The sequence below is a fragment of the Streptomyces sp. NBC_01429 genome (genome assembly GCF_036231945.1).
GTDB lineage: Bacteria > Actinomycetota > Actinomycetes > Streptomycetales > Streptomycetaceae > Streptomyces.
In genome coordinates this window covers 6439609-6458946 of sequence record NZ_CP109599.1, presented here as the reverse complement: position 1 = coordinate 6458946, position 19338 = coordinate 6439609, and the positions used below count along the sequence as shown (strand labels likewise).

Here is a 19338-nt window from a genome sequence, read left to right as displayed (position 1 = left end):
GCCGGTACACTCCGGGCCCGTGGCCCGCAGACACCGACCCCCGCCGCCCGCTCCGCTCCCCCAGCGCGACGGGATCGACCCGGTACGGCTGCGGCTGCCCGCCGATCCCGGTGGGGCGTGGCCGACCGTACGGGACCATCTCGTGGCGCGGTTCGGGGCGGCGATCGGCGGCGCGCGGATCGACGCGATGCTGCGGGAGGGCCGGTTCGTGGCGGCGGACGGGCCGGTCACCGGCGCCGAGCCGTACACGCCGGGACGGTACGTCTGGTTCCACCGGGACTTCGCCGCCGAGGAGCGGGTGCCGTTCGAGGTCGGGATCGTGTACCGGGACGAGCGGATCGTCGTCGCCGACAAACCGCACTTCCTCGCCACCACCCCGCGCGGCGGCCACATCACCGAGACCGCGCTCGCCCGGCTGCGGCGCGGCCTCGGCCTGCCGGAACTCCAGCCGGCGCACCGGCTGGACCGGCTGACGGCGGGTCTGGTGCTCTTCGTCGTACGGGCCGGGGACCGGGGCGCGTACCAGACGCTGTTCCGGGACCGGGCGGTGGGCAAGGAGTACGAGGCGGTGGCGGCGTACGACCCCGCCGTGCCGCTGCCCGTCACCGTGCGCGGCCGGATCGAGAAGGAGCGCGGGACGCTCGCCGCGCGCGAGGTCCCCGGCGAGCCGAACAGCGAGAGCCGGATCGAGCTGCTGGAGCACCGGGGCGGGCTGGGCCGGTACCGGCTGCTGCCGGCCACCGGCCGTACCCATCAACTGCGGGTCCACATGAACAGCCTGGGGCTGCCGCTCCTGAACGACCCGCTCTATCCGGTGGTTCGGGAGGACAGCCCCGAGGACTACGGGCGGCCCCTGCAACTACTTGCGAAGACACTGGAGTTCACCGATCCGGTGACCGGTGTCCCGCTGCGCTTCACCAGCAGGCTGCGGCTGGTTCGGTGGCCCCGCTGAATCGGCTCAGTGGCCGCGGCGGATCCACTCCCCCAGGTGCGGGGACTCGGCGCCGATGGTGGTCGAGTCGCCGTGTCCGGTCCGTACGACGGTCTCCGGCGGCAGGCTCAGCAGCCGGTCGCGGATCGAGTCGACGATCGTCGGGAAGTGCGAGAACGACCGGCCCGTGGCGCCGGGGCCGCCCTGGAAGAGCGTGTCGCCGGTGAAGACCGTCGACAGCTCCGGGGCGTAGAGGCAGACCGCGCCCGGCGCGTGGCCGGGTGTGTGCAGCACGGTCAGGGTGGTCCCGGCGACCGAGAGCGTCCCGCCGTCGGTCAGCACACGGTCCGGGATCTGCTCGGGGTAGGTCTGCTTCCACAGCGGCAGATCGTCCGGGTGCAGCAGTACGGGCGCGCCGGTGGCGGCGGCGAGCGCCGGGGCGGCGTCGATGTGGTCGTTGTGCGCGTGCGTGCAGACGATGGCGCGCAGCGTACGGCCGCCGAGCGCGTCCTCGATGGCGGCGGCGTCATGGGCGGCGTCGATGACGATCGCCTCGGAGTCGTCCCCGACGATCCAGACGTTGTTGTCGACGTCCCAGCTGCCGCCGTCCAGCGAGAAGGTGCCGGAGGTGACGAGATGGTCGATACGGACGCTCATCAGAACACCACCACGGAACGCAGGACATCGCCCTCGTGCATCCGGGCGAACGCCTTCTCGACGTCGCCGAGGCCGATGGTCTCGGTGACGAAGGCGCCGAGGTCGATCCGGCCCTGCTGGTGCAGGTCGACGAGCATCGGGAAGTCCCGGGACGGCAGACAGTCGCCGTACCAGGAGGACTTGAGGGAGCCGCCGCGGCCGAACACGTCGAGCAGCGGCAGTTCGAGCTTCATCTCCGGGGTGGGGACGCCCACCAGGACGACCGTCCCGGCCAGGTCGCGGGCGTAGAACGCCTGCTGGTACGTCTCGGGGCGGCCGACCGCCTCGATGACGACGTCCGCGCCGAAGCCGCCGGTCAGCTCGCGGATCGCCTCGACGGCGTCGGTGGAGCGGGAGTTGACGGTGTGGGTGGCGCCCATCGACTTCGCCGTCTCCAGCTTGCGGTCGTCCACGTCGACCGCGATGATCCGGGCCGCGCCCGCCAGCCGCGCGCCGACGATCGCCGCGTCCCCGACGCCGCCGCAGCCGATGACCGCGACGGAGTCGCCGCGGCCGACCTGTCCGGTGTTGATGGCGGCGCCGATACCGGCCATCACACCGCAGCCGAGCAGCCCGGCGACGGCCGGGGAGACGCTCGGGTCGACCTTGGTGCACTGACCGGCGGCGACCAGGGTCTTCTCGGCGAAGGCACCGATCCCGAGGGCCGGGGACAGCTCCGTGCCGTCCGTCAGCGTCATCTTCTGCTTCGCGTTGTGCGTGTTGAAGCAGTACTGCGGCCGGCCACGCAGGCACGCGCGGCAATTGCCGCACACCGCACGCCAGTTGAGAATGACGAAGTCGCCGGGGGCGACCTCGGTGACACCTTCGCCGACCGACTCCACCACGCCCGCGGCCTCATGACCGAGGAGGAAGGGGAACTCGTCGTTGATGCCGCCCTGCTTGTAGTGCAGGTCGGTGTGACAGACGCCGCACGCCTGCACCTTCACCACGGCCTCGCCGGGCCCCGGATCGGGTACGACGATCGTCTCGACCCGTACCGGCTCGTTCTTGCCGGGGGCGACGACCCCTTGCACCTGCTGCGCCATGCCAGGACCTGCCTCTCCTCGTACCTGGGGACACCTCGAACGGTTCGTCCCCTGTGCCTCCCACTATCCCGTGCCGGGGGCGGTGCGAGCAGCACCGGTGTGCGCGTCAGGGGGCCAGTACGTCGAGTTCGTGCAGGGCGCCCACGGCGATCTCCCTGGTCAGCTCCTGCGCGCGAGCGGCGTCGCCCTCGCGGATGGCCTCGGCGACTCCCACATGGAGGGTGACAGCGGCGGGGTCAGGGTCCGCGAACATCACCTGGTGCCGGGTGCGTCCGGTGAGCACCTCGGCGACCACGTCGCCGAGCCGGGCGAACATCTCGTTGCCCGACGCGTTCAGCACCACCCGGTGGAAGGCGATGTCGTGCACGAGGTACTCGGGCAGCCGGCCGCCCCGGGAGGTGGCGACCATGCCGAGCGTCTGCTCGGTGAGGGCCGCGCACTGCTCGGGGGTGGCGTGGCGGGCCGCGAGTCCGGCGGCGACCGGTTCGACCGCGGAGCGCAGCGTGGTCAGGGAGCGCAGCTGGCGCGGCCGGTCGGAGCCCGCGAGCCGCCAGCGGATGACGCGCGGGTCGTAGACGTTCCACTCCTCGGTGGGCCGTACGGTCACGCCCACCCGGCGCCGGGACTCGACCAGATGCATGGATTCGAGGACGCGGACGACCTCGCGGACGACCGTGCGCGAGACATCGAAGCGCTGGGCGACCTCGTCGGTGCGGACGACGCTGCCCTCGGGGTATTCGCCGGCGGTGATGGCGAGACCGAGGGTGTCCAGCACACGGGTATGCAGGCCCCGGCCTTCTGTGGTCATGGAGCAAGCCTACGGGGCCCATCCCGGCGATATTAAGTACGACGTTTATGTCACAGCCACTTGAATAAGTCGTACCTTATGGGTTTCAGTAGCGCGACGGACTCGTGTCCGCGCTGGACCGCTGGACCGCTGGACCGCTGGACCGATGGACCGATGGACCGATGGACCGATGGACCGATGGACCGATGGACCGATGGACCGATGTCGAGGAAGACAGCGAGGCAACCGATGAGCACCCCCCACGTCGTCGTGGTGATGGGCGTAGCAGGGACCGGCAAGACCACGGTCGGGCCGCTGCTCGCCGACGCGCTGGGCGTCCCGTACGCCGAGGGCGACGACTTCCATCCGCCGGCGAACATCGCCAAGATGTCCGCCGGGACGCCGCTGGAGGACAGCGACCGGTGGCCCTGGCTGGAGGCGATCGGCCTCTGGGCGCACGGCCGGGCCGGTCTCGGCGGGGTGGTGAGCAGCTCCGCGCTCAAGCGGGCCTACCGCGACCGGCTGCGGGCCGAGGCCCCCGGCGCGGTCTTCCTGCATCTGACCGGCGACCGGCCGCTCATCGAGCGGCGGATGGGGCAGCGCAAGGGGCACTTCATGCCCACCGCGCTGCTGGACTCGCAGTTCGCCACGTTGGAGAACCTGGGCGCGGACGAGGCGGGCGTCGCCGTCGACGTGTCCGGCACCCCCGAAGAAATCACCGAACGAGCCGTGGCCGCGCTGCGCCGGCTCGAAAGCTGAAGGAAGTTCCCGTGACTCCCCTGACCGGTCTCAGTGTCGAGACACTGGCAGCGGACGCCGCCGATCCGATCACCTCTGCCGGCAACGCGCAGCTGGGGATGGCGGTTCTCGCCGGTATCGCCGTCATCGTCCTGCTCATCACCGTCTTCAAACTGCATGCCTTCCTGGCCCTGACCATCGGCTCGCTGGCGCTCGGCGCCTTCGCGGGGGCTCCGCTGGACAAGGTCATATCCAGCTTCACCACCGGACTCGGCTCCACGGTCGCGGGGGTGGGGGTGCTGATCGCGCTCGGCGCGATCCTGGGCAAGCTGCTCGCGGACTCCGGCGGGGCGGACCAGATCGTCGACACGATCCTGGCGAAGGCGGGCGGACGGGCGATGCCCTGGGCGATGGTCCTCATCGCCTCGGTGATCGGGCTGCCGCTCTTCTTCGAGGTCGGCATCGTGCTGCTGATCCCGGTGGTGCTGCTGGTCGCCAAGCGAGGCAACTACTCCCTGATGCGGATCGGCATCCCGGCGCTGGCCGGGCTCTCCGTGATGCACGGTCTGATCCCGCCGCACCCCGGCCCGCTGGTCGCGATCGACGCTCTCGGCGCCAACCTCGGTGTGACGCTGGCGCTGGGCGTGGTGGTCGCCATTCCGACGGTGATCATCGCGGGTCCCCTCTTCTCCCGGTACGCCGCGCGCTGGGTGGATCTGCCGGTGCCGGAGAAGATGGTGCCCGAGCGCACCTCCGACGATCTGGAGCACCGTCCGAGCTTCGCCGCGACCGTCTCCACGGTGCTGCTGCCCGTCGTGATGATGCTGGGCAAGGCGCTCGTCGACATCGTCGTGGACGACCCGGCCCACCTGGTCCAGCGGGTCGCCGATGTCGTCGGTTCGCCGCTGGTCGCGCTGCTGGCCGCCGTGATCGTCGGCATCTTCACGCTGGGCCGCGCCGCCGGGTTCACCAAGGACCGGATCTCCTCGACCGTCGAGAAGTCGCTCGGCCCGATCGCGGGCGTGCTGATGATCGTCGGCGCGGGCGGTGGCTTCAAGCAGACGCTGATCGACTCCGGCGTGGGCGAGATGGTGCTGGACATCTCCAAGAACTGGTCGATCCCGGCGCTGCTGCTGGGCTGGCTGATCGCCGTGGTGATCCGGCTGGCCACCGGTTCGGCGACCGTGGCGACGATCTCGGCGGCGGGCCTGGCCGCGCCGCTCGCGGCGGACATGTCCACGACGCACGCCGCGCTGCTGGTGCTGGCGATCGGCTCGGGCTCGATCTTCTTCAGCCATGTGAACGACGCCGGGTTCTGGCTGGTGAAGGAGTACTTCGGCATGAGTGTCGGCCAGACGATCAAGACCTGGTCGGTGATGGAGACGCTGATCTCGGTGGTGGGCGTCTGCTGCGTGCTGCTGCTGTCCCTGGTGTTGTAGCGACCGCATCAGCGCACGCGGCCGCCGCAGTGGGCGGGGCGGGTCACTCCTCTTTCCACAGGGGGTGTTCCCGCTCCGCCCACTCCCGTTCCACCGACCCGGTGCGCATCCCGCGCCGGGCCCCCGGATCCCCGTACGCCTTGACGATGTGCCCGGTCAGTACGGCGCCTACGGCCAGCGCCAGCCAGTCGTGGACGAACGTGGCGGCGGTGCGCCACAGCACCGGGGCGAACCCGGTGAACCACATCAGCAGGCCGGTGCCGAGCATCACCAGCACGGCGCCCGCGATCCACGCCGCGTAGAGCTTCTGCCCGGCGTTGAACTTGCCCGCCGGGCGGGCGGCGGGGCGCGGGTCGCGGCGCACTGCCGCGCGCAGCCACTCCTTGTCGTACGGGAAGAAGCGGTTGAGCCGGCGCAGGTCTGCGCGGAAGGCCCGCGAGGCCAGCCCGAGCAGTACGGGTACGGGCAGCAGCAGCCCGGACCATTCGTGGACGGTGACGACGAGCAGGCGGCGGCCGACGAGTTCGGCGAGCTGCGGCACGTACAGAAACGCCGCGCTCGTCACGCACAGCAGCATCAGCGCCCCGGTGACGCGGTGCACCCAGCGCTCGGCGCGGCTGAAGCGCCGGATCCGGCCGGCGGGCGGCGGTTCAGACGGTCGGGGTGTCGTCGCGGCCGTTGGACCGGCCGACCCAGGCGTCGACGTCATAGCCCAGCTCCTCCCAGTAGCCGGGCCGGACGTCGGACGTCACGGAGATCCCGGAGAGCCATTTCGCCGACTTGTAGAAGTACATCGGCGCCACATAGAGCCGGACGGGGCCGCCGTGCGCGTGCCCGATCGGCTCGTCCCGCATGCTGAGCGCCACCAGGACATCGGCGCGGCGGGCCTGCTGGAGGGTGAGGCTCTCGCTGTACGTCCCGTCGAAGCAGGTGAACCGGACCGCCCTGGCCTCCGGCCGTACCCCGGCGGCGTCGAGGAGCCGGGAGAGCCGTACGCCCTCGAACGGGGTGTCGGGAACGCGCCAGCCGGTGACGCACTGCACGTCGTGGACGATCCGGTTCCTCGGCAGCTTGCGCAGCGCTTCGAGGGTGTACGTGGCGGGCCGGTCGACCAGGCCGTCGACGCGCAGCCGGTAGTTCTCCGGGCCCTTGCGGGGGACGGAGGAGGCGACCGAGTAGTAGCGGAAGCCGCCGCCGTTGGGCAGCAGGCCGGTCAGCCCGGTCGGATCCTTGTCCGCCGCCGCGCCGAGCATCCCCTCCAGGCCGTTCTGGAGCGTGGGCGCGGCGGCGAGCGCGGCGCCGCCGAGGCCGAGCATGGAGAGCACCACCCGGCGCCCCACGGGTGTGCCCCCGGACTCGCCCCCGGACTCGCTGTGTTCATGGGTCACCCCATGAATGGAACACCCGCCGCCCCCGAAAGTCAGGGGGTGGCGGGTGTTCGTCACACTTTCGTCCGCCCGCGGGGCGCTCCCGCGTTCAGCCGGTGGTGGTCCGCTCCGACCGCGCCTCGGCCGCCTTCTCCAGCTGGAACGCCTCGTTGCCCAGCCCGATCCTGGCATGCACCTCGGGCTTGAAGGAGCGCAGCACCAGCCCGTAGACGATCCCGCCGACGAGCGCGAGACCGATCAGGCCGGGCAGCATCCAGCTGAGCGCGGAGCCGGGACCCGCGTCGATGAGGATGCCGAAGTCCTTGACGGTGTAGATCGCGATCCCGACGAGCGCGACGATCGCGATCCCCGAGGCGACCAGTCGCGGGGCGTGGGCACGTCCAGCGCCGCGCCGTACGAAGAAGACGATGACGGCGCAGGAGGCGAGCGCCATCAGGGTGATGATGCCGAGCGCGCCGACGCTGCCCATCCAGGTGAACAGCCGCAGCACCGGCGCCGTCGGGTCGCCGTTGGGCTTGTCGTCGGTGAGCGCGAAGGCCGCGATGGCGCCCACCGAGATCAGCGACTGGAGGACGGAGCCGACGGCCGGCGCCCCGCTGCCCCTGGTGGTACGGCCGAAGGTCGCGGGCAGCAGGCCCTCGCGCCCCATCGCGAAGGCGTAGCGGGCCACGACGTTGTGGAAGCTGAGCAGCGCGGCGAACATGCCCGTCACGAACAGGACGTGCAGGAGGTCGGCGAAGGTGGTGCCGAGCCGCTCCTCGGTGAGCCCGAAGAGGAGTCCGGGGCCCTGTTCCGCCGAGACGGCGACGATCGAGCCGGGCCCGGCGGCCACCGTCAGCGCCCAGGCGCTCAGGGCCAGGAAGGACGCGGCGTAGCCGACGGCGAGGAACATGACGCGCGAGACGACGATCTGCGGACGGCTCGTCTCCTCCGCGTACACCGGGGCCTGTTCGCAGCCGACGAAGGCGGCGACGCAGAAGCAGAGCGCGGTGCCGAAGCCCGCGCCGGTGACATTGGCCGGGTCGAAGGCGGCCAGGGACAGCCCTTCCTCGCCCGGGTCGGCGACGACGGCGATGTCGAAGATCACCACGAGAACGCACTCGATGGCCAGCAGGACGCCGAGCACCTTGGCGTTCAGGTCGATCTTCAGCCAGCCGAGCACCCCGACGAGCGCGGCGGCGAAGAGGGCCGGTACCCACCACGCCATGGAGATGTCGAGATAGGTGGCGAAGAGGCCGGAGACCTCGAAGCCGAGCAGGCCGTAGACGGCGAACTGCATGGCGCTGTACGCGACGAGGGCGAGCACCGAGGCCCCGGCGCCGGTCGTCGGGCCGAGCCCGCGGGCGATGTACGCGTAGAAGGCACCGGCGTTGTGGATGTGCCGGCTCATCTCCGCGTAGCCGAAGCTGAACAGCACGAGGACGATGCCGAGGATGACGTAGAGCAGCGGCTGTCCGACGATGCCCATGACCCCGAAGACGGTGGGCATGACCCCGGCCACGACGAGCATCGGCGCGCTGGCGGCCACCACGGAGAGCAGCAGGCCCACCGTGCCGAGCCGGTTGGCGCGCAGCGCCCGGTCCTGGCCCTTGTACGTGTGGATCTCTCCCGTGTCCGGTGTGGCTTCGCTCGTACTCGATCTGCCCGTCGACATGACAGGGGTGTTCCTTTCCGCAGAGGGAGGGTGGTGTCCAAGCAGCGGGGGGTTCAGACGGAGCCGAGCGCCTCGTTGCGCGCGGCGACGAATGCCTGGTGCGGGTCCCGGTCCGGGTAGGACCAGGGAGCCGGGGTGATGTGGCCGCCGATGCGCTGGAACAGCGCGGCGGCCTCGGCGACCCGTCCGTCGTGGAACTGCGCGTGGGCCAGGAAGTTGAGGTCGACGCGGTTGCGCGGATGGATGTCGTTCTCCCACTCCAGCCACCAGTCGAAGGCGGCCTTCAGGACCTGGCGGGCGCGGCGCCCGGTCCAGTGGCCGGAGGAGGCCGGATCGGCGGGCTCGTGCCCGGCGCCGGCGAGGACCCGGTAGCGCTCGGCGTGGGCGACGACGGGGAGGATCGCGAGCGGCGAGTCGGCGGGGGCCTGTTCCGCGGCCCAGGCGGCGAAGTCGTAGACCTCGTGGAGCGGGTCCTGCCCCGTGTCGGCGTGCCGTTCGGCGAGGCGGGCGGCCATCAGGTGATGGGCGTGGTGGTGATCGGGGTGGCGGGTCCTGACCTCGTCGAAGAGGCGCGAGGTCTCCGCCTCCGTGCCGAGGGTGCGGGCCAGCAGCAGCAGTCCGAGCCAGGGCGTGGGGTCGGCGGGGGCCAGCCGGATCGCGTCGCGGCAGGCGCTGCGCGCGTTGCCCTCCTTCTCCTTGCCGCGCAGGACGCCGAACACACTGGCGCAGGCGAGCAGGGCGGTCGCGTCGGCGCTGCCGGGCTCGACCATGAGCCAGTCCCGGGTCCAGGCGACGGCGCCGGACGCCTGGGCGAGGACGAGTACGCGGTGGCCTCTGCGGTCCCAGTCCTGACCGGTGACGGCGAGCAGGGTCCGCGCCTCCGACCAACGGCCCTGGGCCAACTGGTCTCTGACAGCGGCGAGTTCGACGTCATCCAGGGCCGGATCGAAGAAGTGGTCGGGGTGCGGGCCCCGTCTTCGTAAGCGGCCCAGGGGCGGCGGAGGCGGAGACATCCGCGGTTTCCCTCCAGGCACATGCACGAGCAATGATCGCGGACAGCAAATCGGTAGCCAGCGCCTCACGTCAAGTAATTACCTGGTGCAAATTGTCGTCAACTATGCTTTACAGCAGGTTGGTTACTCTGCGGTACGAATCCGGCCGTGCCCGTTCGGGCAGCTCCGGCGGCACGAACCCCAGGTCATGAGCGGCCCGTCCGGCCCCGGGATCGCCCGGTGCGGTCACGGAACGTATTGCCCGCCCGGAGCCGGGCACGGAGACTCCCGGCGCCCAGCCCGGAGACGCCCGGAACAAGGCCCAGAGCCTCCCGGAACCGGGCCCGGAGACGCCCGGGCGCCGGGCTCCGTGCCGCCGGGCGGGCTCCGGCGCCGCCCGGCGCGGTCACCTGACGCCCGGCGCGGTCACCTGACGGCCTGCGCCGCCGCCCGTCCCGCCGTACGGCCCGAGAAGATGCAGCCGCCGAGGAAGGTGCCCTCCAGCGAGCGGTAGCCGTGCACCCCGCCGCCGCCGAAGCCGGCCGCCTCGCCCGCCGCGTAGACCCCCGGCAGCGGGTCGCCGCTGCCGGTCAGGACCCGCGAGGACAGGTCGGTCTCCAGGCCGCCGAGCGACTTGCGGGTCAGGATGTTCAGCCGAACGGCGATCAGCGGGCCCGCCTTCGGATCCAGGATCCGGTGCGGCGCCGCCGTCCGGATCAGCTTGTCGCCGAGATACTTCCGGGCCCCGCGCACGGCCGTGACCTGGAGGTCCTTGGTGAAGGGGTTGGTGATCTCGCGGTCGCGCGCGGTGATCTCCCGGCGCAGCGCCGCCTCGTCGATCAGCGATTCCCCGGTGAGCGCGTTCATCCCGCGCACGAGCGCGCCCAGGTCCTTCTCCACGACGAAGTCGACGCCGTTGTCCATGAACGCCTTCACCGGCCCCGGCACGTCCGCGCGCGCCCGCCCGAGCACGTCGCGGACCGACTTGCCGGTCAGATCGGGGTTCTGCTCGGAGCCGGAGAGCGCGAACTCCTTGCCGATGATGCGCTGGTCGAGGACGAACCAGGTGTACTCGTGGCCGGAACGCATGATGTGTTCCAGCGTGCCGAGGGTGTCGAAGCCGGGAAAGAGCGGTACGGGCAGCCGCCGCCCGCGCGCGTCCAGCCAGAGCGAGGACGGCCCGGGGAGGATCCGGATGCCGTGCCGGGCCCAGATCGGGTTCCAGTTCTCGATGCCCTCGGTGTAGTGCCACATCCGGTCGCCGTTGATGTGCCGGGCGCCCGCCGCCTCGGCGACGCCGAGCATCAGCCCGTCGACGTGCGCGGGCACTCCGGAGAGCAGCTTGCGCGGCGGGGTGCCGAGCCGCTCGGGCCACTGCGCGCGCACCAGGTCGTGGTTGCCGCCGATACCGCCCGACGTGACGATCACGGCCTGCGCCTTGAGCGAGAACTCCCCGGTGACGGTGCGGCTGCTCGCGGTGCCGCGCGCGGCGTCGCTCGGCTCCAGGATCTCCCCGGTCACGGTGTCGACGGCGCCCGCCGTACTGGACAGACCGGTCACCCGGTGCCGGAAGCGCAGCGTCACCAGCCCCTGGGCGACGCCCTCGCGCACCCGTCGTTCGAACGGCGCGACCACACCGGGTCCGGTGCCCCAGGTGATGTGGAAGCGCGGTACGGAGTTGCCGTGCCCGGTGGCGTCGTACCCGCCGCGCTCCGCCCATCCGACCACCGGGAAGAACCGGATGCCCTGGCCGTGCAGCCAGGCGCGCTTCTCACCGGCCGCGAAGTCCACGTACGCCTCGGCCCACTTGCGCGGCCAGTGGTCCTCCGGGCGGTCGAACCCGGCCGTGCCGAGCCAGTCCTGGAGGGCGAGATCGCGGCTGTCCCTGACGCGCAGCCGGCGCTGCTCGGGCGAGTCGACGAGAAAGAGACCGCCGAAGGACCAGTGCGCCTGTCCGCCGACCGACCGCTCGGGCTCCTGGTCGAGGACGATGACGGACCGGCCCGCCTCGGCCAGCTCAGCGGCGGCCACCAGCCCCGCGAGGCCCGCCCCGATCACGATCACATCAGCGTCGTACGCCATGGCATCCATCCTTCGCGGGCTTCACGGGCGGGGCGGGTGAGTGGTCCGATCTTCCGTACGGGCGAGTAACGAGTCAACTGGTTGGATGGACGACATGAGTGACACGCAGAATCCCGCCGAGGAGATCCTCGACATCGTCGACGAGAACGACCAGGTCCTCGGGCAGGCGCCGCGCGGCGAGATGTACGCGAAGGCCCTGCGTCACCGCTGCGTCTTCGTGTTCGTACGGGACGCGCGGGACCGGGTCTTCGTCCACCGCAGGACGCCGCGGAAGATGGCCTTCCCGTCGCTGTACGACATGTTCGTGGGCGGGGTCGTCGGCGCGGGCGAGAGCTATGACGACGCGGCGCTGCGGGAGGCCGAGGAGGAGCTGGGGGTGACGGGTCTCGACCGTCCCGTGCCGCTGTTCCCGTTCCGGTACGACGCGCCGGACGGCTCCTTCCGGGAGAACGCGTACGTGTACGAGGTGCGCTGCGCGCTCCCCGTCCGCCCGCAGCCGGAGGAGATCGACTGGCACACCTTCCTGCCCGAGGAGGAGCTGGTGGACCGGCTGGGTGAGTGGGAGTGGGTGCCGGACGGGCTGGCCGCGTACGAGCGGCTGCGGGCGCTGCGCGCCGGGGGCTCCGCGTAAAGTGCGGCATGTGAGCGATTTCGTACGGAACCTGCGGCTGTGGTTCGCGCCGCGGCGCGTCGCCGAGGAGGGCGACACCCCGGACTACCGCTTCTCCCTCGCCAACGAGCGCACGTTCCTGGCCTGGATCCGTACGGCGCTGGCCCTGGTCGGCGGCGGCTTCGCGGTCGACCAGTTCCTGCCGGACCTGCGCTGGGGGGTACGGGTCGGGCTCGCGGTGGCGCTGCTCGCGGCGGGAGCGCTGTGCGCGCTGCGGGCGGTGAGCCACTGGATCCGCTGCGAGCGCGCGATGCGTCGCAAGGAGGATCTGCCGGTCTCCGGCTTTCCGACGCTGCTGAGTCTGGCGGTGGCGCTGGTGGCCGTGGCCATGCTGGTGATCGTGGTGCTGGGACGGGCGGGCTGATGGCGGCGGGAGCCGCCGGAGCCGCAGGAGCGGTCCAGGACAGGGATCCGGGGCTCCAGCCGGAACGGACGCGGCTGGCGTGGCGCCGTACGACGCTCTCCTGCACGGTGGTGGCCGTGCTCGCGGCCCGGCAGGCGATCCACGGCGGCGCCACCCCGGCCGGGCTGACCGCCGCCGCGCTGAGCGCCCTGCTGTGGCTGGGATTCCTGGGCGTGGCACACCGGCGGGTGGTGGCGCTGACGGCCGCGCGGCCCCGCGTGCTGCCGGCGGGCGGCGCGGTGACGGTGGTGGTCTGCACGGTCCTGCTGGCGGTGTGCGCGGTGTCGATCATGCTGTGACCGGTGGCTTCCCGGGCCTCGCCGGCCATCTCGACGGCTCCGAGGACTCCGAGGACTCAGTCGACCGTGACGACGACCTTGCCCCCGGCGCCGCCCGCCTCGTTGAAGCGGAACGCCTCCGCCGCCCGTTCCAGCGGGAACGTCCTGGCGACGCCGACCTCCAGCACGCCGTGTTCCGCGAGGGCGGCGAGCGCCGCGAGGTCCGCCGGGTCGGCCCGCGCGAACGCGTAGCCGCCGCCCAGCTCCGTGACCCCGCCGTCGGCGATGGAGGCCAGCCGGCCGCCGGGCGCGAGCAGCGGCGGGGTGGCCCGCAGCAGATCGCCGCCGATGATGTCGAACGCCGCGTCCACCCCGTTCGGCGCGAGCGCCCGCACCTGCGCCCCGAGTTCGTCGGGGCCCTCGCCGTACCGTACGGGCTCGCCGCCGAGCGCGCGGATGTGCTCCTGCCCGGACTCGCGGGCGGCGCCGATGACCCGGGCGCCGAGATGCCGGGCGAGCTGCACGGCCATCGACCCGACCGCGCCCGCCGCCGCGTGCACCAGCACCGTCTCACCGGCGCGCAGCCGCAGGACCCGGTGCAGCACCTGGTAGGCGGTGAGCCCCACCAGCGGCAGCCCGGCCGCCTCGGCGAAGCTCAGGGCGCTCGGCTTGCGGGCGAGGGTGCGCACCGGGGCCGCGACGTACTGCGCGAAGGTGCCGCGCGACAGGAAGTCCTCCCGTACGTACCCGATGACCTCGTCCCCGGCGCCGAACTCGGTCACGGCCGCCCCGGGCCTGGCCACGACCCCGGACACGTCCCAGCCGGGGATCACCGGGAAGACCGGTTCGAGGATCCCGTCGAGATATCCCTCCCGGCACTTCCAGTCGACGGGATTCAACGCCGCGGCCCGCACCTCGACCAGCACGGAATCGGGTCCGACCCTGGGCTCGGGGCGCTCTCCGTACTCCAGGACGTCCGCTCCGCCGTAGCGGCTGTAGCTGATGGCCTTCATGCTCCGACACTCCGACGCCCACGGCCGGTCCGCAAGCCGGGACCGGCCGCGTCCGCGCGCCGTCAGGCGGTGATCGCCGCGTAGGGCGGCAGCATGGCGCGGGGATCCCGGCCGGTCTTCCAGAGCCCGATCAGAACGGCGGTCATGGCCTCCAGTTGGTCCGCCCGGTCGAGACCACCGGCGGTCAGCGGTACGCAGCCGGTGTCCCGGACCAGGATCCGTACCAGTTCCGGCGCGTCCGCGCAGCGCCCCCGCCGCGTCGGCCGCGTCGGCCGGGACGTCGGCGACCGCGTGAGCCGTTCCCGTACGGTTCCCGCAGGACGTCAGGCGGGCGCCCGGTAACCATTCGGTGCCCCGCGCGGCTGGTACGAAGGCTCGGCACGCGTGTCCCGGGAGGCAGTGGTGGAAAGAGTGCTCGCGGACTGCCGGTCGAGGCTCGGCTTCGATCTGCTGGGGAACACCTGGAACCCGGTGGTTCTCCACGCGCTCGCGGAGGGGCCGCGCCGTCCGTGCGAACTGCGTGCGGAAATCGGCGGCATCAGCGCCAAGGTGCTCACCGGGACCCTTCGGCGGCTGGAGGGGTACGCGCTGGTCGAGCGCCGCGCGTACACGCCGCCGTCGCCCCGGGTCGAGTACGCGCTCACCGGTCTGGGCCGCAGCTTCCTGGAGCCGATCCGGGCGCTGGGCCGCTGGTCGGCCGAGTACGGCGACGCGTTCGTCGCGGCGCAGGGGTGGGACGACGGCTGATCCGTGGCCGGCTCGTGGCGGGGGCCGGCTCGTGGCGGGGGCCGGCCGACGGCTGGTGCCCCCTCCCGGAGCCGGCCGGGCCCCCGATTTCGGTGACGGACCGTCGAATGGCAGGCTCGGGGCGACCGTAGTCCCGACCAGGGGGAGCCGCCGTGGCCGCCACCGATCCGTACACCGTCCGCCTCACGCCCGAGGTGTACGCCTATGTCCAGCCGGACGGCGGCTGGTGTCTGAACAACGCGGGATTCATCAGCGACGGAGAGTCCACGCTGCTGGTCGACACGGCGGCCACCGAGCGGCGGGCGCGGGCGCTGCGGGAGACCGTGCTGGCGGCCGGGGTGCCGCTGCCGCGCACCGTCGTCAATACGCACCACCACGGCGATCACACCTACGGCAATGGCGTGTTCACGCCGGAAGCCGTCGTGATCGGCCATGACTCCTGCCGCAGCGAGCAGTTCGCGGCCGGGCACCAGCTGCATCTGATGTGGCCGCAGAACGACTTCGGCGACATAACGATCACCGCGCCGACCGTGACGTACAACGACCGGCTCACGGTCCATGTGGGCGGGACCGAGGTGCGGCTGATCCACCCGGGGCCGGCGCACACCATCGGTGACACGATCGTCCATCTGCCCGAGCAGTCCATCGTCTTCACCGGTGATCTGGTCTTCCGGGGCGGGACCCCGTTCCTGGCCATGGGTTCGCTGCGCGGGTCGCTGCGCGCGCTGGAGCTGCTGCGCTCGCTCGACGCGACCCATGTCGTGCCGGGCCACGGACCGATCGGTGATCCGTCGGTGTACGACGGGACGGAGCGCTATCTGCGGTACGTGGGCGAGCTGGCCGCCAAGAGCCACACCAAGGGCCTGACGCCGCTGGAGGCCGCACGGTCGGCGGATCTCGGGGAGTTCGCCGCGTGGCGGGAGAGCGAGCGGCTGGTGGCCAATGTCCACCGGGCGTACGCGGAGCTGGAGGGCCTGCCGGAGGGTTCGCCGCTCGACGCGGCGGCCGTGTTCGCGGACATGACCGCGATGAACGGCGGGGTCCCCGTGGCCTGTCACGCCTGACGGGCGGGCGGACCGGCGTCGGCGGGGATCCGGGCGCCGCACGCGGGAACGGGCCTGCGGGGGCATGGGCACTGGACGACATACCGACTGGTCGGCATCATGAGGGGCGACCGCGACCGCCGGTCCGCCGCCCGCACGCATGGAGGTACGCCGATGCGCCCAGCCCCGCCGCCCGGACTCGACCCCGAGCGGCTGCGCGGCCATCTCGACCGCGCGCTGCCCGGTCTGGTGGGCGGCGCGCTCGACGCGCGGCTGATCGAGGGCGGCCGGTCGAATCTGACGTACACCGTCACGGACGGCACCGGGCGCTGGGTGGTCCGCAGGCCGCCGCTCGGCCATGTGCTCGCCACCGCGCACGACATGAGGCGCGAGTACCGGGTGATCGCGGCCCTGCACCCGACGGCCGTGCCGGTGCCGGAAGCGCTGCTGCTGTGCGAGGACGAGTCGGTGCTCGGCGCGCCGTTCTACGTGATGGAGTACGTGGCGGGCACCCCGTACCGCACGGCCGAGCAGCTCGCCCCGCTCGGTCCCGCGCGCACCCGTGCCGCCGTCCTCGCGCTGGTCGACACCCTGGTCGAGCTGCACGCCGTCGAGCCCGGCGCGGTCGGCCTCGCGGACTTCGGACGCCCCGACGGTTTCCTCGACCGGCAGCTGCGCCGCTGGGGCAAGCAGCTCGACGGCTCGCGCAGCCGCGAACTGCCCGGGATCGACGAACTGCACGGGGCCCTCGGCCGGTCGCTGCCCCGCTCCCCCGCGCCCACCGTGGTCCACGGCGACTTCCGGCTCGACAACGTGCTCATCGGCGAGGACGACCGGATCAAGGCGGTGCTCGACTGGGAGATGTCCACGCTCGGCGACCCGCTGACCGATCTGGGGCTGCTGGTGATGTACAGCGCGCCGCTCGATCTGCCGGGCTCCCCGATCAGCACGACGGCCGGCGCGGCGGGCCATCCCTCCGCCGCCGAGCTGATCGAGCGGTACGCGGCGGGCTCGGGCCGGGACACCTCGGCCATCGACTGGTACACGGCCTTCGCCTGGTTCAAGCTCGCCGTGATCCTGGAGGGCATCCACTACCGCTACACCCTGGGGCAGACCGTGGGCCCCGGCTTCGACCGGATCGGTGATCTCGTCCCCGTCTTCATCCGGCACGGCCTCACCACCCTCCAGCTCCAGGAAGGCTGAGTACCCCTCATGGACTTCGCATTCGACGCCCGCACCGAAGAACTGCGCACCCGGCTGCTCGCCTTCATGGACGAGCGGGTGTACCCGGCCGAGGCCGTCGCGCAGGAGCAGCGCTCGCGGCTGGCCGACCCCTGGGACACCCCGGCGGTCGTGGCTGAGCTGAAGGAGGAGGCGCGCCGACGGGGGCTGTGGAACCTCTTCCTGCCCGATCAGGAGTACGGCGCCGGGCTGACGAACCTCCAGTACGCGCCGCTCGCCGAGATCACCGGCCACTCGCCGCAGCTGGCCCCCACCGCGCTGAACTGCGCGGCGCCCGACACCGGGAACATGGAGGTGCTCGCTCAGTTCGGCTCCGCCGAGCAGCGCAAGCAGTGGCTGGAGCCGCTGCTCGCGGGCGAGATCCGGTCGGCGTTCGCGATGACGGAGCCCGAGGTGGCCTCGTCGGACGCCACGAACATCCGCACGGTGATCAGGCGCGACGGTGACGACTACGTCATCGACGGCCGCAAGTGGTACATCTCCGGGGCCATGAACCCGGAGTGCGCGATCTTCATCGTGATGGGCAAGACCGACCCGGACGGCGCCGATCCGCGCCGCCAGCAGTCGATGATCCTGGTCCCGCGCGACACCCCGGGGCTCGAAGTCCGCCGCGCCATGCGGGTGTACGGGTACGAGGACCACGCGCACGGCGGCCATGCCGAGGTCGTCTTCGACCAGGTCCGGGTGCCCGCCGCCAACCTCGTCGGGGAGGAGGGCGGCGGCTTCGCCATCGCCCAGGCCCGGCTGGGCCCCGGCCGTATCCACCACTGCATGCGGCTGATCGGGATGGCCGAGCGCACCATCGAGCTGATGTGCCGCCGGGCCGTGTCCCGTACGGCCTTCGGCAAGACGCTCGCCCAGCAGGGCGTGGTCCAGAACTGGATCGCGGACGCCCGGGTGACCGTCGAGCAGCTGCGGCTGCTGGTCCTCAAGACGGCCTGGCTGATGGACACCGTGGGCAACCGGGGCGCGCACACGGAGATCCAGGCCATCAAGATCGCCACCCCCCGCGCGGTGGTCGACATCATCGACTCGGCCGTCCAGCTGTACGGCGCGGGCGGCGTCAGTCAGGACTCCCCGCTGGCCGAACTGTGGGCCTCCGCCCGGACCCTGCGCCTCGCGGACGGGCCCGACGAGGTGCATCAGCGGTCACTGGCCCGCCGCGAACTGAAGAAGCATCTTCAGTAGTCCGCCGACGGCGGCGGGAGCAGGCCGAGCGACTGGGCACGCATGACCGTGGAGAGCCGGTCGCACGTGCCCAGCCGCCGATAGAGGGATTCGATGTGCTTGTGGGCGGTGCGCGGTGAGATGTGCAGCCGATGGGCGATCGCGGTGGCGGGCAGCGCCTTCGCGAGCAGGGTGAGCACGGCGAACTGACGTGGTGTGATCCCCTCCTCCGCCGCCCGTTCGGCCGGTGGAGCGGGAGCCGTCGCGACCGGGCCGGACCCGACGGGCCCCGCCGGGACCCGGGCGGCGGCTTCGCGCCACTGGGCGAGAGCGCGGTAGTGGGCGTCGATGCTCACGAGCAGCGGCTGCACCCGGCGGGCGTAGGCGAGTTCCTCCGGGGTGAAGTCGTCCCGGACATGGTGGAGTACGAAGCCCCGGGCGGCTCCCGCGGGCGCGGGCAGCGGGATGCCGAGCATATGGGCGCCGAGTGTGCCCCGGGCCAGGCTGTGGCTCTCACTGCGCAGCCAGGCCCGCTCGCCCTTGATCCGACTGGCCGACCGGGGCGTACGGTCCCCGCTCGTGGCGTAGTGCTCCACGAGCGGGTTGCCCAGGCGGACATGGCGCACCGCGAGGGAGTCCAGATACTCCCGGGAGACATCGCCGGCGGACTTCCAGGAGACCACCCGCCCGGTGCGCTTCGCGCGGTGGAACTCCGAGAGGGAGACGGCCGGCGCGTGCAGCCCCCGGGCCAGCTCGGAGAGCACGAGGGGCCAGTGCGGCTCCGGGTCGGCCCGCTCCAGGACGGAGACGGCGAGCCCCAGCATATGGGCGTAATCACGCCACAGGGCCGTGCCCATCGCCACCCCCGCACTCTCGCACCCGTGCATCCCCGACGACTCCGAACGGTAGCCGTACGAACCGAAATCGACACGCTCCGTGTTCATTCTGCCGCACCACTCGACAGAGAGAAAGATCGCGTGACGACAGAGCCGAGCGGGGAAAGGGCGAGCCACGCGCCGGCC

The 19338-nt window shown here is 72.1% G+C and carries 20 protein-coding genes; 10 read left to right on the top strand and 10 right to left on the bottom strand.

Features of this window, described 5'->3' with window-relative positions:
• Nucleotides 1–19: 19 nt before the first annotated feature.
• On the top strand, nucleotides 20–952 hold the full coding sequence (locus tag OG627_RS28470; protein ID WP_329069866.1) for a pseudouridine synthase: 933 nt from the start codon (nucleotides 20–22) through the stop codon (nucleotides 950–952).
• A gap of 6 nt (nucleotides 953–958) precedes the next feature.
• On the opposite strand, the gene OG627_RS28465 is transcribed toward OG627_RS28470, so the two are convergent.
• From OG627_RS28465 to OG627_RS28455, 3 genes are all read right to left on the bottom strand, one after another.
• Nucleotides 959–1588 (bottom strand): MBL fold metallo-hydrolase, encoded by a 630-nt coding sequence (locus OG627_RS28465; protein WP_329069864.1) that lies wholly within the window; start codon nucleotides 1586–1588, stop codon nucleotides 959–961.
• A complete protein-coding gene (locus OG627_RS28460; RefSeq protein WP_329069862.1) occupies nucleotides 1588–2673 on the bottom strand; it encodes an S-(hydroxymethyl)mycothiol dehydrogenase in 1086 nt (361 codons plus the stop codon). Before OG627_RS28460 ends, OG627_RS28465 begins: the two co-directional genes overlap by 1 nt.
• Before the next feature lie 106 nt (nucleotides 2674–2779).
• Entirely contained in the window at nucleotides 2780–3481 is a 702-nt protein-coding gene (locus OG627_RS28455) for a FadR/GntR family transcriptional regulator (RefSeq protein ID WP_329069860.1), read from the bottom strand.
• 228 nt (nucleotides 3482–3709) lie between these two features.
• Here OG627_RS28455 and OG627_RS28450 point away from each other — a divergent pair, with 228 nt between their 5' ends.
• Complete coding sequence (locus tag OG627_RS28450) at nucleotides 3710–4219, top strand: gluconokinase (RefSeq protein ID WP_329069858.1); 510 nt, start codon at nucleotides 3710–3712, stop codon at nucleotides 4217–4219.
• A 20-nt stretch (nucleotides 4220–4239) separates the two neighbouring features.
• Nucleotides 4240–5637, top strand: coding sequence for a GntT/GntP/DsdX family permease (locus tag OG627_RS28445; protein WP_329073056.1), 1398 nt, complete (start codon nucleotides 4240–4242; stop codon nucleotides 5635–5637).
• 43 nt (nucleotides 5638–5680) lie between these two features.
• On the opposite strand, the gene OG627_RS28440 is transcribed toward OG627_RS28445, so the two are convergent.
• The 5 genes from OG627_RS28440 to OG627_RS28420 form a co-directional block, all read right to left on the bottom strand.
• A complete protein-coding gene (locus OG627_RS28440) occupies nucleotides 5681–6346 on the bottom strand; it encodes a cytochrome b/b6 domain-containing protein (protein ID WP_329069856.1) in 666 nt (221 codons plus the stop codon).
• Nucleotides 6288–6953 (bottom strand): molybdopterin-dependent oxidoreductase, encoded by a 666-nt coding sequence (locus OG627_RS28435; RefSeq protein WP_329073054.1) that lies wholly within the window; start codon nucleotides 6951–6953, stop codon nucleotides 6288–6290. The genes OG627_RS28440 and OG627_RS28435 overlap by 59 nt, the downstream gene beginning before the upstream one ends.
• Nucleotides 6954–7113: 160 nt before the next feature.
• Nucleotides 7114–8679 carry an APC family permease gene (locus OG627_RS28430; protein WP_329069853.1) on the bottom strand — a complete coding sequence of 522 codons (1566 nt, stop codon included), beginning with the start codon at nucleotides 8677–8679 and terminating at the stop codon, nucleotides 7114–7116.
• 53 nt (nucleotides 8680–8732) lie between these two features.
• Entirely contained in the window at nucleotides 8733–9692 is a 960-nt protein-coding gene (locus OG627_RS28425; RefSeq protein WP_329069852.1) for a hypothetical protein, read from the bottom strand.
• A 405-nt stretch (nucleotides 9693–10097) separates the two neighbouring features.
• Entirely contained in the window at nucleotides 10098–11753 is a 1656-nt protein-coding gene (locus OG627_RS28420; RefSeq protein ID WP_329069850.1) for an FAD-binding dehydrogenase, read from the bottom strand.
• A 94-nt stretch (nucleotides 11754–11847) separates the two neighbouring features.
• On the opposite strand from OG627_RS28420, the gene OG627_RS28415 reads away from it, so the two are divergent.
• The 3 genes from OG627_RS28415 to OG627_RS28405 are packed head-to-tail and all read left to right on the top strand — an operon-like array spanning nucleotide 11848 to nucleotide 13125.
• Complete coding sequence (locus OG627_RS28415; protein ID WP_329069848.1) at nucleotides 11848–12384, top strand: NUDIX hydrolase; 537 nt, start codon at nucleotides 11848–11850, stop codon at nucleotides 12382–12384.
• Between the two features lie 10 nt (nucleotides 12385–12394).
• The gene (locus tag OG627_RS28410) at nucleotides 12395–12787 is read left to right on the top strand and encodes a YidH family protein (protein ID WP_329069846.1); all 393 of its coding nucleotides are present in this window, start codon (nucleotides 12395–12397) and stop codon (nucleotides 12785–12787) included.
• Nucleotides 12787–13125: a DUF202 domain-containing protein gene (locus OG627_RS28405; protein WP_329069844.1), complete on the top strand. Its 339-nt coding sequence runs from the start codon at nucleotides 12787–12789 to the stop codon at nucleotides 13123–13125. Before OG627_RS28410 ends, OG627_RS28405 begins: the two co-directional genes overlap by 1 nt.
• A gap of 56 nt (nucleotides 13126–13181) precedes the next feature.
• On the opposite strand, the gene OG627_RS28400 is transcribed toward OG627_RS28405, so the two are convergent.
• Complete coding sequence (locus OG627_RS28400; protein WP_329069842.1) at nucleotides 13182–14117, bottom strand: NADP-dependent oxidoreductase; 936 nt, start codon at nucleotides 14115–14117, stop codon at nucleotides 13182–13184.
• A 402-nt stretch (nucleotides 14118–14519) separates the two neighbouring features.
• On the opposite strand from OG627_RS28400, the gene OG627_RS28395 reads away from it, so the two are divergent.
• The 4 genes from OG627_RS28395 to OG627_RS28380 all read left to right on the top strand — a co-directional run bounded on the left by OG627_RS28395 (nucleotide 14520) and on the right by OG627_RS28380 (nucleotide 18337).
• The gene (locus OG627_RS28395) at nucleotides 14520–14864 is read left to right on the top strand and encodes a winged helix-turn-helix transcriptional regulator (protein WP_329069840.1); all 345 of its coding nucleotides are present in this window, start codon (nucleotides 14520–14522) and stop codon (nucleotides 14862–14864) included.
• Between the two features lie 152 nt (nucleotides 14865–15016).
• The gene (locus OG627_RS28390) at nucleotides 15017–15928 is read left to right on the top strand and encodes an MBL fold metallo-hydrolase (protein WP_329069838.1); all 912 of its coding nucleotides are present in this window, start codon (nucleotides 15017–15019) and stop codon (nucleotides 15926–15928) included.
• A gap of 153 nt (nucleotides 15929–16081) precedes the next feature.
• Complete coding sequence (locus tag OG627_RS28385; protein WP_329069836.1) at nucleotides 16082–17110, top strand: phosphotransferase family protein; 1029 nt, start codon at nucleotides 16082–16084, stop codon at nucleotides 17108–17110.
• A gap of 9 nt (nucleotides 17111–17119) precedes the next feature.
• Complete coding sequence (locus tag OG627_RS28380) at nucleotides 17120–18337, top strand: acyl-CoA dehydrogenase family protein (protein ID WP_329069834.1); 1218 nt, start codon at nucleotides 17120–17122, stop codon at nucleotides 18335–18337.
• Here OG627_RS28380 and OG627_RS28375 read toward each other — a convergent pair.
• Nucleotides 18331–19260, bottom strand: a complete 930-nt coding sequence (locus tag OG627_RS28375; RefSeq protein WP_329069832.1) for a helix-turn-helix transcriptional regulator — start codon at nucleotides 19258–19260, stop codon at nucleotides 18331–18333. The genes OG627_RS28380 and OG627_RS28375 overlap by 7 nt on opposite strands.
• Nucleotides 19261–19338: the final 78 nt, after the last annotated feature.